The organism is Deinococcus aerolatus, from assembly GCF_014647055.1.
In the GTDB taxonomy this organism is placed as follows: Bacteria; Deinococcota; Deinococci; order Deinococcales; family Deinococcaceae; genus Deinococcus; species Deinococcus aerolatus.
In genome coordinates this window covers 441,284-456,480 of record NZ_BMOL01000001.1, presented here as the reverse complement: position 1 = coordinate 456,480, position 15,197 = coordinate 441,284, and the positions used below count along the sequence as shown (strand labels likewise).

The window sequence follows — 15,197 nt, the reverse complement described above, 5'->3', positions numbered from 1 at the left end:
CTAGCGGCTGCCGAAGTTCTGCACCCAGTAGGCGTTGTATTTGCCGCCGGTGCTGGGGGCGTAGCCGAAGCCCACCTCCTTGAAGGCCGCACTCATCAGGGCCTCGCAGTGTCCCTGTGTGCTGGTCAGCCAGGCATTCATCGCCTCCGAGATCTGGGTGTCACTGTAGCCGGCCGCGATGTTCTCGCCCACGGCCTGCCAGCCGGTGTAGCCGGCCTTCTCGACGCGGTCCTGCGGGCGGGAACCCTCCGGCGAGACGTGGGCAAAATAGTTGCGGTCCGCCATGTCCTGGGCGTGGGCGCGGGCGGCGTTGCCCAGCAGGCCGTTCCAGACCAGCGCGGGCGCTGCCGGCTGGTCCTTGCCCTGACACTTGCGCGGTGTGGCGCGGGCAGCGTTCACCGCCTGGAGCATCTGGGCCTCGGCAGCGCTGGGCGCCGGACCCTCCACCGGCTTCTTGTCCGGTTCGGGGGGGGTTCCCCCACCGCCACAGGCCGTCAGCAGCAGGCCGCAGGTCAGGAGCAGGCTGCCCAGCAGCCGGGGAAAGGGGTAGGTCTTGGACATCAGAAACTCCTTGGAGGCGTGGGGACGTGTAGAGCGAACCGCAGCCTACGATGGGCGGTCTTGCCAGGACGTGACGGTAAGAGGGATGAATGTGAAATTCCGTGCCCCACGCCCGACCGGCAAAAACCACCATCCAGAAAGAATCCAGGTGAAAGGGGCCAGTGCTGCACGCATCTGGCCCCTTCCTGTTCCTGTCTTCCCAACGCCCTAGCGCACGCGGGCCAGGCCGTCCTGGGCGGCCTTGTACGACGGGCTGAGCTGAATGGCACGCTCGTAGTTCTCGCGGGCCTTCAGGCGGTCCGGGGCCACGGCACCTGCGCCGCGCTCGTAGCTGAGGCCCAGGTAGTACAGGTACTCGGGGGTGCGGCTGCCTAATGAGGCGGCGCGGGTCAATGAGTCGCGCGCGCCTTTCAGGTCGCCGACATCCAGGCTCAGGCGGCCCAGGTAGTAGTAGAACTCGGGGTTACGCAGCGGGTCCAGGGTCACGGCCTGGGTCAGCTGGGTCTTGGCGGTGGCGCGGTCCCCGGCCAGGTAGCTGACCACGCCGTACTGACCCACGGCGTAGGCGTTGGTGGGGGCCAGTCGGGCCGCCTGGGCCGCCTCGGACTTGGCGGCGCCCGCGTTGCCGTTCAGGGCCAGCAGCTTGGCGTAGTACGCGCGGTTGTAGGGATCGCGCGGGTCAGCGATAACCGCCTGTTGCAGGTAGTCCAGCGCCGCCGTCAGGTCCCCGGTGGCGTAGTACATGTCGCCCAGGTTGAACAGCAGCACGCTATTGTCGGGGTTCAGGACGTTGGCCTGCTTGAACGCCGCAATGGCCTTGACCGCATTTCCCTGCAGCTTGTAGACGTAACCCCGGTCATTGAAGATCCGGCTGAGGCTGACCTCGCCCGGCTTGCCGGTCTGCAGCCGGGCCACCGTCTCGGCAGCGTCCAGCACCTTCAGGGCCTCGGGCAGGTTGCCTACGAACGCCTGGGGATCGCCCGAACCGATGTACTGCTGCACGTACGCCTGCGACAGGTAGATGTAGGCGTTCAGGTTGCGGGGGTCCAGCTCCAGCGCTTTTTTCAGGGTGTCCAGTGCCGGGCCGAACAGCCGCAGCTTGACCTGCGAGCGGCCCAGCCCCAGCAGCGCGTCCACGTTCTTGGGGTCCAGCTCAGAGGCGGCGCGGAACGCCACGTAGGCCTCGTCGTATTTGCCCTGCTCGTAGTTGAACACGCCCTGGGCCACGTAGTTGGCGGCGGGAATGGTGCGGGCCGGGGCGGGGGCGGGCGGCACCGGGGTGGGCTGGGCGGGTGCAGTCTGGGCGGGCGGCGTCTGAACCGGCGCGGCCGGCTGCGCCGGGGCCGACTGGTCCTGGGCCAAGGCGCGGCCCAGTGTGGCGGCCAGATACAGCAGGCCAGAAATACTCATGCGTCGATTCACTTGGAAGACCTCCGTGGGTTTGCAATGGTGGGGTAACCTGCGCCGATCATACTGCGCTGTCCCTCCGCTCCGTTAGAAACCACGTCCTGCCCGTCACGGGACACGTTCTGCATGATACCGGAGCGCTGGGCGCACAGGGGTGAAGTGCCAGTGAGAGCGGACGGGAAAAATGTGCCGGAGAGTGCAGAAGTCTCATGTCTGCTGCAGTGTCCGTCAGCGGATTGACGCGCAGCTGACCGCCCGCCGGGTGACCGCCCTGGCCCCGGCTATAGTCACGGCCATGACTGACCCGGCCCCTTTCCCCATCCGTTCCCAGTCTCCGGGGCCGAAGCGTCTGGGCCTGACCGGCAGCATCGGGGCAGGCAAGAGCACCGTGGCGGCGCTGCTGCGTGGGCGCGGGCTGACCGTGCTGGACGCCGACGCCCAGGCCCGGCTGGTCACGGAGCAGCCGGAAACCCTGGCCCTCATTGAAGCTGCCTTTCCCGGCACGGTGCGGGATGGCGTGCTGGACCGGCCCGCGCTGTCTGCTGTCGCCTTTGCGGATCCGGCGCGGCTGGCCCGGCTGAACGCCATCGTCCACCCCCGTGTGCGCGCCCGCATGACCGCGCTGGAACGTCGGGCGGCAGAGGCGGGCGCGCGGTGGGTGGTGCAGGACATTCCACTGCTGTTCGAGGGCGGGCTGGAGGCGGGCATGGACGCGGTGCTGGTGGTGGACGCCCCGCTGGAACTGCGCGTGGCGCGCGTCATGGAACGCAGTGGGTTCTCCCGCGAGGAGGTGCTGGCCCGCGACGCCCGCCAGACCCCCGCCGCCGATAAGCGCGCGAAAGCGGACTTCGTGATCGACAACGGCGGCACCCTGGCCGGGCTGGAGGCACAGGTCGACGCGGCGCTGGAGGCGCTGGGACTCGGCTAGCCCCAGCCCTGCATTTAGGTTGCCTGGGGAGGCGAGACCGGCAGCCCGGCCGACGGCTCGACCCGCACGCCCTTTTGCGCGAGCGCCGCCGCCACGAATCCTGCGAAGGGCGGACTGGGGCGCATCGGACGGCTCTTGAATTCGGGGTGGGCCTGCAACGCCACGAAGAAGGGATGGCCGGGAATCTCGACGCTTTCCACCAGACCCGCGCCGCGTCCGGCCACGCCCGGCGTCACGCCGCTGATGGTCAGGCCCGCCTCCTGAAGCCGCCCGGTGTACGCGGGGTTGACCTCAAAGCGGTGGCGGTGGCGTTCGCGCACGGTGCCGCCCTCGGGAACGCCGTACAGCCCGGCAATCTTCGTGCCGCCCTGAAGGTCCATCGGCCAGTCGCCCAATCGCATGGTGCCGCCCAGCCCGGCGATCTCCACCTGTTCGGGCATCAGGTCGATGACGCGGTGCGGGGCGTAAGCGTCAAACTCGGTGCTGTTGGCCCCCGCGAGGCCGGCCACGTTGCGGGCGTATTCGATCACGGCGATCTGCATGCCCAGGCAGATGCCCAGGTACGGCACCCCATGCGTGCGGGCGTACTCGGCGGCGTGGATCTTGCCCTCGATGCCCCGGATGCCAAAGCCGCCGGGCACCAGAATGCCGTCCACATCGCCCAGTTGCGCTTCCAGGCCGCCTTCCTCACCGCTGGAGTGGTCCAGTTCCTCGGCGTTGATCCACTTGATGTTCACGCGGGCGTCGTTGGCGATCCCGGCGTGCGTTAGAGACTCCAGCAGACTCAGGTAGGCGTCGGGCATGGCGGTGTACTTGCCGGCCAACGCGATGGTCACTGCGTGGGTGGGCTGTTTGATGGTCCGCACCGCATTGGTCCACACGCCCAGATTCGGGTGGACCCGCTCCAGCTTCAGCAGGTCCTCGACGGCCTTGCCCAGCCCCTGCTCCTCCAGCGTCAGCGGCACCTCGTAGACGTGCGACACGTCGTAGCTGGAAAACACCCGGTTCTCGCGCACCGAGGTGAACAGGGCGATCTTGCGCGTGATCTCGGACGGGAGCTTTTCCTTGCTGCGGACCATCACGATGTCGGGGCTGATGCCCACCGAGCGCAGGGTTGCCACCGAGTGCTGCGTGGGCTTGGTCTTGAACTCGTTGGACGTGCCCAGGTAGGGAACGAGCGTCAGGTGCAGGTACAGCACGTTCTCGTCGCCCTCGTCGAAGCGGAACTGCCGGATGGCCTCCAGGAAGGGCAGCGACTCGATGTCGCCCACCGTGCCGCCGACCTCGATCAGCACGATCTCCGCCCCCGCGTTCTCGCCCGCCACCTTGATGCGGCGCTTGATCTCGTCGGTGACGTGCGGGATGACCTGCACCGTCTGCGACAGGTAGTCCCCGGCCCGCTCCTTGCGGATGACCTCCTGGTACACCTGCCCGGTCGTGATGTTGCTGCCCGGCGGAATGTCCAGATCCAGGAAGCGCTCGTAGTTGCCGATGTCCAGATCGGTTTCTGCGCCGGAGGCGGTCACGAAGACCTCGCCGTGCTCGTAGGGCCGCATGGTGCCCGCGTCAATGTTGATGTAGGGGTCGATCTTGACCGCCGTGACCCGGTAGCCGCGTGCCCGCAACAGGGCGCCGAGGCTGGCACTCGCCACGCCTTTTCCTAAAGAGCTGACCACGCCGCCCGTGACAAAGATGTACTTCATGGATTCTCACCGTCCGAAAGCGCCTGACCCCCAACGCGGCTGTAACGGGGCCAAAAAAGAAAAACCGGGGCGCTCGGCCTCCGGGATTTGATGGTATCACGCAGGGTTGGGGGTGGGGGCAACCCCGGTGGACAGGTCGCGGCGGCTACGCCGGACATGCGCTCCATCAGCGCGCCCGCACCCGCTCCAGCAGCGCGGTGTTGCGCGTCTCGCGCTGCCGCCCCGCCGCCTTGTGCCACGCCGAGGCCGAACCCACCGCGAAGAAGCGTTCGCGGGCGCGGGTCAGGGCGGTATACGCCAGATTGCGCGACAGCATGGGCATGTGCGCCTCGTGCAGCACGGTCAACACGCTGTGCCACTCGCTGCCCTGGGCGCGGTGGACGGTCAGGGCGTAGCCCAGCTGCACGTTGAACAGCTCCGCGCCAGCCAGTTCCACGACGTTGTTGTCGAAATCCACGGTCAGGCGTCCGCCCTCGGCCTTCAGCACCGTGCCCAGCGTGCCGTTGAAGACCTCGTTGGTGTAGTCGTTCTTGGTCTGCACCACGATGTCCCCGGCACGGGCTTCACCGTCCGCAATCTTGATGCCGCCCTCGCCAGGATTGAACAGGCCCTGGAGGTGGTAGTTCAGGTGTTCCATGCCCAGCGGCCCCCGGCGCATGGGCGTCAGCACCTGTACCTGCGTCGGCCCGCCCAGGTCGCGGACCAGCAGGGCCACCCGCCGCGCGCCGCCGTCCGGATCCGCCTCGGTCAGGTTGAGGCGGGGATCGCCCCACTGCGGCGCCGAGCCGTGCAGCAGGTCATGGGCCGCGCGGATGATCGGGTTCTGGGCCGCCTGACGGTACACCGTTTGCAGCCGCACGGTGGGCGCGGTCTGTGTTAGCGCGTGCAGCGGCAGGCCCGCGTCCACCGGGGGCAGCTGATCGGTGTCGCCCACCAGCAGCACCCGCGCGCCCGCCCCCACCGCCGACAGCAGCGAGAGCATCAGGGCGTCGCCGCACATGCTGACCTCATCCACGATCAGCAGATCGTACGGCGCGGGTTCCAGGTGGTTGTGCCGGAAGCCGGCGGGACCGAAGCCCAGCAGGCGGTGAATCGTGCTGGCCCCCCGGCCCGTGACCTCGCCCAGCCGCCGCGCCGCCTTGCCGGTGGGGGCGCACAGCCCGACCTCCAGCCCCAGCCGCTCGGCCAGATCGGCCACCGCCCGGGTCGCCGTGCTTTTGCCGGTGCCGGGGCCGCCGGTCAGCACCACCAGCCGGTGATCGGCCAGCAGGTCCAGCACCTGTGCCTGCTCGTCTGACAGGTCCTGGGCCGATCCTGCCGGAACGGTCCATTCCTCGCCGCCCGGCGGCGTGGCGATCAGCGTGCGGATCAGGGAGGCCAGCTTCTTCTCGGCCCGCAGGACATGCGGCAGGTAGATGCGGCTCTCGCTGCGTTCCTCCGCGCCCATTTCCTCAGCGAACAGGGGCGTCTCGTCGTCCGACAGGCGGCCCAGTTCCACCGCCGTTTCCACCGCCAGTTTGGCCTGGGCGGCACTGACGCGGGTGTAGTGCGCCACGCCACGCTCGGCCCGGTGGCGCGGCAGGAAGGAGTGGCCGCCCTGCTGCGCGGCCTGCTGCAACGCGTAGACGGCGGCGGCGGTCAGGCGGCGCGGATCGTCGCTGGCCATGCCCTGGGCGGTCGCCAGCTTGTCGGCGGTCAGAAAACCGATGCCCTCCACCTCGGTCAGCGCGTACAGGTCAGCCGTGAGGCGTTCCAGCGCCGCCTCCCCGAAGTGTTTGACCGCCCGCTGGGCCTGACTGATGCTCAGGCCCAGCCCCTGCAGGCCGGCCAGCAGCCGGCGTTCCAGACCCTGCTGCGACCAGCTGCTGACCATCTTGTGCAGCGTGCTCTGGGTCACGCCCGGCACCTGCAGCAACCGGTTCGGGTCGTTTTCCAGCACGTCGAAGGTGGTGGGGCCGAACATTCCGGCAATTCTCTTAGCCAGCACCTTCCCCACGCCGCCCACGCGGGCCTCAAGGTACGCGGCCACCCCGGCCTCGGTCAGGTCGGCGGGCGCGGCTTCCAGGACCATGTTCAGCACGCGGTACTGGTAGCCGTATTCGCGGTGTTCTTCCATCAGGACGTCAGCACTGAAGGTGTCCCCGGCGTCCAGCGGGGGCATCACGCCAATCACGGTGGCGTCAGGGTCCTCGCCGTCGTCGTTGACGATGCGGGCCGTCATCACGGTAAAGCCTGACTCGGCGCGGTAACGCACCCGGTTGACCCCGCCGGTCACGCGGAAGGCTTCGGCGGGCGGCGAAAAAGCGGTCACAGCTTGAGTCTAGCGCCAGGGTGGGGGTGAGGACTGCGGCGACCGCACGCCGCCCGGACCCACCGCCGGCTCAGCACGTCACGCGCCGGTACTCCGCTTCCCGCCCGCCGCGCAGGTACAGGTCCCTGAACATGGAGTTGATGCCCAGACGGCGGGCCTCGGCGCAGTTCAGGAACTTCTGCCGATACTCCACGTTCAGTGCGGGCTTGCCGCGTTTGACGTACTCGGCCAGCGGCGCGCACTCATCGAACTCGTGGCAGCTCTCGTTCAGGATGCCGTCGAACTTGTCCACCAGCCGCTGCCCGGTTCGGTCCCGCAGCAGCACCTTGTCGGGGCCGTTCTTCTGGAAGATCGCCAGCCCCAGCGCGTGCGCCTCGTCGGCCAGCCAGCCGTTGAAGTCCACCTGCTGCTGGGTGCTGATCACCCCGCCCGGCACGTTCTCGTCGTTCTGGAGGTTGTCCGGCTCCACGGCGGCAAAACCCTTGCCGTGGCACATGGCCAGCCGCTTGCGCAGAATGTCGGCCAACACGGAGTCAGGCCGGAACACGTCGCGCACGTCCACAAACGCCTCATCGGTCCAGTCGGGGTCCACGCCCAGTTTCAGCCGGGCCGGGTAGCGCGGCGAATCGGAACGGTACGGCTCGTAACTTCCGGCATTGATGTAGCACACCGGGTACAGCCCCTGCCGGCGCAGCGCGGTCACGGTGGCCGCAGAGGTCTCAAAGCCGTCGAGATCAATCAGCCTGATCCCCGCCGGGATGCTGAGCAGCGCCGCCGTCCGCGCCCCGATCTGCCAGTCCCAGCTGTACAGCCCGGCGGGCGGCGGCCGGACGTGGGGAATGGTCAGGCCCAGTCCGGACTCGCCCATCAGTCCCCACACCAGCAGCGCGTTCAGGCCCAGGCCACGTGTCTTCACCCCAGTACCCTAACGCCATTGCGGGGCTGCCCTGGAGTACAGTGACCGGACAGACAATTGATACCCACCGGGAGGCACCATGGCCGCAAAGTTCATCCTGAAGATGTCCGGCGAACAGTTCATGTTCAACCTGCAGTCGGCCAACGGGCAGACGGTGCTGACCAGCGAGCGCTACACCACCAAAGCGGCAGCCACCAGCGGCATCGCCTCAGTCAAGAAGAATGCCGCCGACGACCGGATGTACGAGATGACCGGGAGCGGCCAACGCTTTAACCTGAAGGCAGGCAACGGTCAGGTGATCGGTGGCAGTCAGAACTACGCCAGCGGGGCCGCCGCGAAGGATGGGATGGACGCCGTGAAACGCGCAGCGGCAGAAGCCCTGGTCGACGCCCAGACCTGAGGGTCCAGCCGGATCAGCGTTCGCCGACAATCAGCTTCGGGGCAGGCTGCCCCTCATCGGGCTTGCGGGTCTGGTTGGGGGTGGGGTCGGGAAACTGGGGGTTGGCCTTGCGGTCCGGGGTCCGGGGGTAGCTGCGGGCATCCACCCCGGCGCTGCCGGACGTGCCGGGCTCGCGCAGTTTCAGGCGGGTGGTCCGGGCCGGCAGACCCATGGCAATGCCGTGCGGCTCGATGTCGCCGCGCAGCAGGGCGTGGGTGGCCAGCAGGGCATCGTCGCTGACCACGCTGCCGGCCAGCACCGTGCTGTGGTAGGTGATGCGTGCCCCGCGCCCGATCACGGTACGGCGCAGGGTCACGTCGGGACCGTCCAGCACGCTGTGGGTGTGGCTGTAGATGTTGACATAGTCGCTGATGCTGGCGTTGTCATGCAGCTCGATGCCGCCGGTGTCGTCGAGCAACACGTGGCGGTGGACCACCACGTCGTTGCCGACCTCCATGTTGTAGCCCACGCTGAACTCCACGTTCTGCCAGCACTTGAAGTCCCGGCCCACCCGCCGGAAGATGCGCTCGGCGAGAATGCGCCGCAGCGGAATCCCCAGCACCGGGTTCTGGCCCACCGGTGTCAGGTCCAGCCCCTTCCACAGCCACAGCAGCGGCTTGACCTGTCCGAACTTCTCGGTGTCGGTACTCAGGTAGTACTCGGCCTCGAAGGTCACGTTGCGGGCGTCCAGGTTCAGGGCGGCGATGGGCGCGTCGCTCAGCAGGTCCGCGTGGCTGCGCCCGTACGTGGCCTGCGCCAGCACCTCGCGGGCCAGCGAGTAGCGGTCACACTCCGGATCACTCAGGCGGGCGTCCAGATCATTGAGAAAGGTGGAGTAGACGGCCTGAGCGTCCCCCGCGATGTCTACCGGTTTGAGCCAAGTCACGCCGTTACTGTACGCCCATACTGTGAAAAGTAAAGTGGGCTGTTGGCTCCACGATGAATCTCAATCGCTGACCGTTCCCTTCACGCCCTTAAATCACTTGGGGTCAGACTAATGTTTGCCGACAATCTACGCCGCCTCTCGCAGAAGGGGAAGGACGAACACGTCCTCTGGCAATCGGTCTTAGAGGGCAATGACTGAGTTGTGGCCCGCTACTCCTTGCCGCCTCTGTCCCTCAATTGCCCAGTCCAACGGCTGTTTGCAGTGGTCCAACAACCACATTCGCCGCCCTCAGTTTGTTTTGCCACAGCGCCAGTTCCCCGCGCTCGGTTGCCCCATCGACGATAGTGGGCCAGGCACGATTTTCGCTGCAGACGCTGCGGTTGGCACTGGTGCAACTGGGCGTCCACAGGTTGTTGTACCAGGCTTTGCCGTTGCTGCGGAAACGGGTCCAGCCAATCAAGTTGTCCCGAATGGAGTTATTGAAGAACGTAGGGGGCGACTGGCTGGCACCGCCTTGAATGTCCCACATGTAGGCTCCGACATTCGCCGTAGGAATGATCTCGCCGCCCGGCAGTCGGCCCGTGGACAGGATACGATTTTGCCAGACATGCTGATCATGGCCGCCCGCGATGGCGACACCCTGATTGGAGGTGTTGATGATCTGGTTGCGGTAGACCTCAATGTAGCCCCCGGAAACCGACAGATCCTTGTGTTTGCCGTCCCCGAGCATTATGCCGCCGCCAGAGTACGACTTGTCATTCAGTGGATCGGCCGCATAAGCCCCGTGAATGTAATTGTTGTGAATTTGGATGGGACTGTCCGGGGTGCCGCTGCTCTCATACAGATTGATGTTTTCCTCCGGCGCGCTCTTGCCGGGCTCATTGACCATCTCGTTCCAGGCAATCTCGATATCGGGCACCCGGACGACGTGATTGAGCTGGACGGCCTGTACATTGTAGCGGCGGCCTGTCGGGCGGCCCGTGCGATCCACGTAGCGCCCGTCGACGTCCTGAACCTTATTGCGCAGGATTTTGATGGTCTCCCCTCTGGCCGCATTTCCCTGAAACCTGTTGATGTACATGCCAGATGTGCCCTGCATGAAATTGTTCTCGGCCCGTAGGTTAGAGATGAATTCGACGGCCAGAAAGCGGCCTGGAAACGCCTGGTCCGTTTGTGGGTTCAGGCCATACCCACGGGTATTGCGCACCGTCAGGTGCACGTTAAAGCCACGGATCAGATCGCCCCGTCCCCGGATGTTGGAGTTTTCGATAATCACGGGCTCACGCGTCTTGAGGGTCACAGCTGGCACTTTAGGATTCAGGCTCTGCCAGTTGCCCCGGTAAGTGCCGCCCCTGGTGATGACAACCGGGCCGCTGTAGGCGCCACCTCCCGGCAGGGGAAGGGGAGATGAGGACGTCACTGAGGTCAGGGCCAGCGCCGTGAGACCCAGGCCCACCGCCCAGGTCGCCGTCAAAACCAATCCTTTAGGAGCGTTTTTCAATTTATTTCCCTCGATGTCTTAATCTACCATAAAGATCATCCTCATTGATGTAAAGTATCCGTCGAAAACAGTCTGGGCCGCGCCCTCCTGACGTAATCAGGCGCGGGACACGCGGTTGCTCGTCTGGCCCCTCAGGAGCGAAACCCACGGCAAGAGACGAGCAGGGGTGGGAATCTCAGTGATTCCCACCCCTGCGTGATCAGCTCTGGTTCAGTCTGCGAAACGCCTGAGCACGTCCCGGCTGATCACCAGACGCTGCACCTCGTCGGTGCCCTCGCCGATGCGCGTCAGGCGGTTGTCGCGCCAGAAGCGCTCGACGGGATATTCCTTGACGTAGCCGTAGCCGCCCAGCATCTGAATGGCCTCGTCGCAGGCCTCAACGCCCACGGTGGTGGCAAACAACTTGGCGCGGGCCACCGGCGTGGTGAAGTTCTCGCCCGCGTCCTTGAGGTCGGCGGCCTTGCGGATCAGCAGGCGGGCGGCTTCCAGCTTGGTGTCCATGTTGGCCAGACGGAAGGAGATGTCCTGGTTGTAGGCAATCGGCTTGCCGAACTGCTCGCGGCCCAGGGTGTACTTCGCGGCAAACTCGAAGGCGGCGCGGCCCAGGCCCAGGCCCATCGCGGCGATGCCCACGCGCCCGCCGTCCAGCACCTTCATCACGTCCTTGAAGGCGTTGCCGCGCTCGCCCAGCAGCGCCTCGGCAGGCAGGTGGATGTCCTCGAAGATCAGCTGGGCGGTGTCGCTGCTGCGCAGGCCCAGCTTGTCTTCCTTGCGGCCAATCGAAAAGCCCTGCACCTCATCGCGGTTGAACACGAAGGCGCTGATGCCGTCGTTCTTGCCCTTACCCTCGCGGGCGGCGTCAGTGCGGGCCAGGACGACGTAGGTGCCGCCCACGCTGCCCTGCGTGATGAAGTTCTTGGAACCGTTGAGAATCCACGAACCGTCCGCCTGCTCCACGGCACGGGTCTGAAGGCCGCCGCTGTCGCTGCCGCTGCCCGGCTCGGTCAGGCCCCATGCGCCCAGCTTGGTGGCCGCAGCGAGGTCCGGCAGGAACTTGGCCTTCTGCTCCTCGGTGCCGCCGATCAGGATGTGGCCCTGACACAGCGAGTTGTGGCTGGCGACGGTCAGGCACAGCGAGCCGTCCACTGCCGCGATTTCCTCAATGATCATCGCGAAGGTGGCGGTGTCCAGCGCCGAGCCGCCGTACTGCTCAGGCGTCTGCGCGCCCATGATGCCCATCTCGCCCAGTTCCTTGACGATCTGCATGGGGAACTCGCTGGTCTGGTCCCGCTCGGCAGCGCCCGGCTCGACCTTGTTCTTGAGGAAGGCCTTCAGCGCGCTGATGATGGTGCGCTGATCGTCGTTCATGGGCTGGACGTTGGGGCTGAGGGCGGCTGAGCGGTTAAGGGTGCTGGTCATGGTGTTGCCTCCGGTGGTTTGGGGGTAGAACGTCTGGTGGCGGATGGTGGCTGCTAATTTCTTTTCTCTAGACCTGAAACACGCCCACCCGCAGTTCGTCCTGATGCGGATTGCCGGCACAGGCGTCCAGCGCACGGATCAGACGGTCACGGGTGTCGTTGGGCGGGATGATCTCATCCACCCATAACCGGGCGGCGGCGTAGCGGGGATCGAGTTCGGTGTCGTACTTGGACTTCACCTCGTCGTACAGGCGCTTCAACTCCTCGTCGTCCGGCTCGTGGCCGGCGCGTTTCAGGGCCGCGAGTTGAATGTCCAGCAGCGTCTTGGCCGCCGCGTTGCCGCTCATGACGGCGTACTTGGCGCTGGGCCACGCGAAGATGAAGCGCGGGCCGAAGGCCTTGCCGTTCATGGCGTAGTTGCCGGCCCCGAAAGACCCGCCGGTGATGATGGTGATTTTGGGCACCACGCTGTTGCTCACGGCGTTCACCAGCTTGGCGCCCCGGCGGATGATGCCTTCCTGCTCTGAATCGCGGCCCACCATGAAGCCGGTCACATCGCTCAGGAACACCAGCGGCACGCCCGCCTGATTGGCGTCCAGGATGAACCGGGCGGCCTTGTCGGCGCTGTCGCCGTAGATCACGCCGCCCACCTCGATGCGTGTTCGCAGGCCCGGTTCGCCGCCTGCCTTGAGCTTCTTCTTGATCACGGTGCGCTGGTTGGCGACAAAGGCCACCGGGTAGCCGCCCACCCGCGAGAAGCCGCACGCGATGGTCTCGCCGTATTCCGGCTTGAACTCGTGGAACTCGCCGCCGTCGGTGATGGACGTGATCAGGTCACGCACGTCGTAGGTCTTGCCGCTCTCAAAGCCCACGATCTCGCTCAGGTCACGGCCCGAGGCCTCCCGGACCTCCGCGCGGCGTCTGGCCCACGGGGCCACGTCGCCCTGCGCGTACAGGTCCGCCAGCGCCCGCACCCGCCGCAGGGCCGCGTCGTCGTCCGGTTCCTTGTAATCCACGGTTCCGGCAATCGCGGCGTGCATGTCGGCCCCGCCCAGTTCTTCCGAATCCACGACCTGACCAATCGCGGCCTTGACCAGCGCCGGCCCGGCCAGGTACAGGCCCGAACCCTCGGTCATGACGAGGGTGTCGCACATGACCGGCAGGTACGCACCCCCGGCCACGCAGTTGCCCATGATGGCGGCGATCTGCGGAATGCCGCGCGCGCTCATGCGGGCGTTCAGGTAAAAGACGCGCCCAAAGTCGTCCTGATCGGGGAAGATCTCGTCCTGCATGGGCAGGTACACGCCCGCCGAGTCCACCAGATAAATCAGCGGCAGGTGGTTTTCCAGCGCGATGGTCTGCGCCCGGATCACCTTCTTGGCGGTGATGGGGAAAAACGCACCCGCCTTGACGGTGGCGTCGTTGGCGATGATCATCCACGGGCGGCCCGCCACGGTGCCGATGCCAGTGACGACGCCGCCGCTGGGGCAGCCGCCCACGTCGCTGTACATCTCCCACCCGGCAAAGGTCATCAGTTCGTCGAAGGGGGTACCGTCGTCGGTCAGGTGGGCAATGCGTTCACGGGCGGTCAGGCGGTTCTTGTCGTGCTGCCGGGCCTGGGCCTTGGCGCCGCCGCCGGCGTGGACCCTGCGCTGATCACTCTCGAGGCGTGCCAGAGCGTCAGCCCACGCTGAGCTGGCGGCAGGCTGTGCCGGGGCGCTGGTGTTGGTGTCGGTCATCTGTACCTGGCAGTCTAACAAACGCTCGTTAGGGGGTGGAGCAGGGAGAGGCACAGTCCGGGAGAGGGGGACGTGCCCCAATGAAGTTCAGAGACGGGGAGGCTGGGTGCCGGAGGGCTGAGTGTCAGCCGAACGCCCGTTTGGTGCGGGCGACGCTTGGTAAGCTGCGGGCATGACCGTAACCGACGCGCCCGTTCCTGCCGAGAGCGGGATGACCAGTGGCATGGGGTTCGCCCTGAACGACGACAGCCGCGTGATCTTGCAACACGTCCGCGATTTCTGCCGCGCCGAGATCGCGCCGCACTCTGCCGACTATGACCGCAGCGGCGAGTTCCCGCACCCGCAGTTGCGCGGGCTGGCCGAGATGGGCCTGCTGGGAGCCACCGTGCCCGAAGCGTGGGGCGGCGCGGCGCTGGACAGCGTGACCTACGCCCTGTGCCTGGAAGAGATCTCGGCGGCGGACGCCAGCGTGGGCGTGATCGTCAGCGTGCAGAACGGCCTGCCCGAACAGATGATCCTGCGCTACGGCACCGACGCCCAGCGCGAGGCGTACCTGAAGCCCCTGGCCAGCGGCGAGAAGATCGGCGCGTTCTGCCTGACCGAGGCCAGTGCGGGCAGCGACGCCGCCAGTCTGCGCCTGAAAGCCACCCGCGACGGCGACGACTGGGTACTGGACGGCGCGAAGGCGTGGATCACCAGCGGCGGTCAGGCCGAGACGTATCTGGTGATGGCCCGCACCGGGGGAAGCGGCGCACGCGGCGTGAGCTGTTTTATCGTTGAGAGGGGCACAGATGGCCTGGGCTTCGGCAAGCCGGAAGAAAAGATGGGCCTGCACGCCGCGCACACCACCACCGTCACCTTTGACGGCGTGCGCGTGCCGCACGGGAACATGGTGGGCGAGGAGGGCCAGGGGTTGATCGTGGCCCTGGCCAGCCTGGACGCCGGGCGCATCGGGATTGCCATGCAGGCCATTGGTATCGCCCGCGCCGCGCTGGAGCACGCCAGCCGCTACGCCAATGAACGCGAGCAGTTCGGCAAGAAACTGCGCGAATTCGAGGGCGTGTCGTTCAAGATCGCCCGCATGGCCGCCCGCATCGAGAGTGCGCGGCTGGTGGCCCTGAAAGCCGCGTGGCTCAAGGACCAGGGGCAGCCGTACGGCAAGGAGGCCAGCATGGCCAAACTGCTGGCCTCCGAGGCGGCGGTGGACTGCACGCGGGACGCCATTCAGGTCTTCGGCGGCAACGGCTACAGCCGCGACTACCCTGTCGAGCGGCTGTACCGTGACGCCAAGGTCACCGAGATCTACGAGGGCACCTCTGAGATTCAGCAACTGGTGATCAGCCGGGCCGTGTTTGCGGAGCTGGAGGGCTGAGCGGTCAGCCTGAGTT

Annotated in this window: 12 protein-coding genes; 3 read left to right on the top strand and 9 right to left on the bottom strand. The window is 66.6% G+C overall.

Going from position 1 to position 15,197, the window contains the following annotated elements:
• Both IEY31_RS02180 and IEY31_RS02175 read right to left on the bottom strand, forming a co-directional pair.
• Complete coding sequence (locus IEY31_RS02180; RefSeq protein ID WP_188968516.1) at positions 1-561, bottom strand: CAP domain-containing protein; 561 nt, start codon at positions 559-561, stop codon at positions 1-3.
• Positions 562-768: 207 nt separating this feature from the next.
• On the bottom strand, positions 769-1,971 hold the full coding sequence (locus IEY31_RS02175; RefSeq protein ID WP_188968514.1) for a tetratricopeptide repeat protein: 1,203 nt from the start codon (positions 1,969-1,971) through the stop codon (positions 769-771).
• A gap of 292 nt (positions 1,972-2,263) precedes the next feature.
• Here IEY31_RS02175 and coaE point away from each other — a divergent pair, with 292 nt between their 5' ends.
• Positions 2,264-2,896: a dephospho-CoA kinase gene (gene coaE, locus IEY31_RS02170; RefSeq protein ID WP_188968512.1), complete on the top strand. Its 633-nt coding sequence runs from the start codon at positions 2,264-2,266 to the stop codon at positions 2,894-2,896.
• A gap of 14 nt (positions 2,897-2,910) precedes the next feature.
• Here the strand turns inward: coaE and IEY31_RS02165 are convergent, their stop codons facing one another.
• The 3 genes from IEY31_RS02165 to IEY31_RS02155 form a co-directional block, all read right to left on the bottom strand.
• Positions 2,911-4,599: a CTP synthase gene (locus IEY31_RS02165; protein WP_188968510.1), complete on the bottom strand. Its 1,689-nt coding sequence runs from the start codon at positions 4,597-4,599 to the stop codon at positions 2,911-2,913.
• A 166-nt stretch (positions 4,600-4,765) separates the two neighbouring features.
• Complete coding sequence (recD2, locus tag IEY31_RS02160; protein ID WP_188968508.1) at positions 4,766-6,910, bottom strand: SF1B family DNA helicase RecD2; 2,145 nt, start codon at positions 6,908-6,910, stop codon at positions 4,766-4,768.
• Between the two features lie 70 nt (positions 6,911-6,980).
• Positions 6,981-7,826 carry an endo alpha-1,4 polygalactosaminidase gene (locus IEY31_RS02155; RefSeq protein WP_229723256.1) on the bottom strand — a complete coding sequence of 282 codons (846 nt, stop codon included), beginning with the start codon at positions 7,824-7,826 and terminating at the stop codon, positions 6,981-6,983.
• Between the two features lie 79 nt (positions 7,827-7,905).
• Between IEY31_RS02155 and IEY31_RS02150 the strand changes: the two genes are divergently transcribed.
• On the top strand, positions 7,906-8,226 hold the full coding sequence (locus IEY31_RS02150; RefSeq protein ID WP_188968506.1) for a YegP family protein: 321 nt from the start codon (positions 7,906-7,908) through the stop codon (positions 8,224-8,226).
• A gap of 13 nt (positions 8,227-8,239) precedes the next feature.
• Here IEY31_RS02150 and IEY31_RS02145 read toward each other — a convergent pair whose 3' ends face one another.
• The 4 genes from IEY31_RS02145 to IEY31_RS02130 form a co-directional block, all read right to left on the bottom strand.
• A complete protein-coding gene (locus IEY31_RS02145) occupies positions 8,240-9,151 on the bottom strand; it encodes an acyltransferase (RefSeq protein WP_188968504.1) in 912 nt (303 codons plus the stop codon).
• A 232-nt stretch (positions 9,152-9,383) separates the two neighbouring features.
• Positions 9,384-10,451: a hypothetical protein gene (locus tag IEY31_RS02140; RefSeq protein WP_188968502.1), complete on the bottom strand. Its 1,068-nt coding sequence runs from the start codon at positions 10,449-10,451 to the stop codon at positions 9,384-9,386.
• 411 nt (positions 10,452-10,862) lie between these two features.
• On the bottom strand, positions 10,863-12,071 hold the full coding sequence (locus IEY31_RS02135; RefSeq protein ID WP_188968501.1) for an acyl-CoA dehydrogenase family protein: 1,209 nt from the start codon (positions 12,069-12,071) through the stop codon (positions 10,863-10,865).
• A gap of 67 nt (positions 12,072-12,138) precedes the next feature.
• Complete coding sequence (locus IEY31_RS02130; protein ID WP_188968499.1) at positions 12,139-13,809, bottom strand: acyl-CoA carboxylase subunit beta; 1,671 nt, start codon at positions 13,807-13,809, stop codon at positions 12,139-12,141.
• A 172-nt stretch (positions 13,810-13,981) separates the two neighbouring features.
• On the opposite strand from IEY31_RS02130, the gene IEY31_RS02125 reads away from it, so the two are divergent.
• Complete coding sequence (locus tag IEY31_RS02125; RefSeq protein ID WP_373289089.1) at positions 13,982-15,181, top strand: acyl-CoA dehydrogenase; 1,200 nt, start codon at positions 13,982-13,984, stop codon at positions 15,179-15,181.
• Positions 15,182-15,197: the final 16 nt, after the last annotated feature.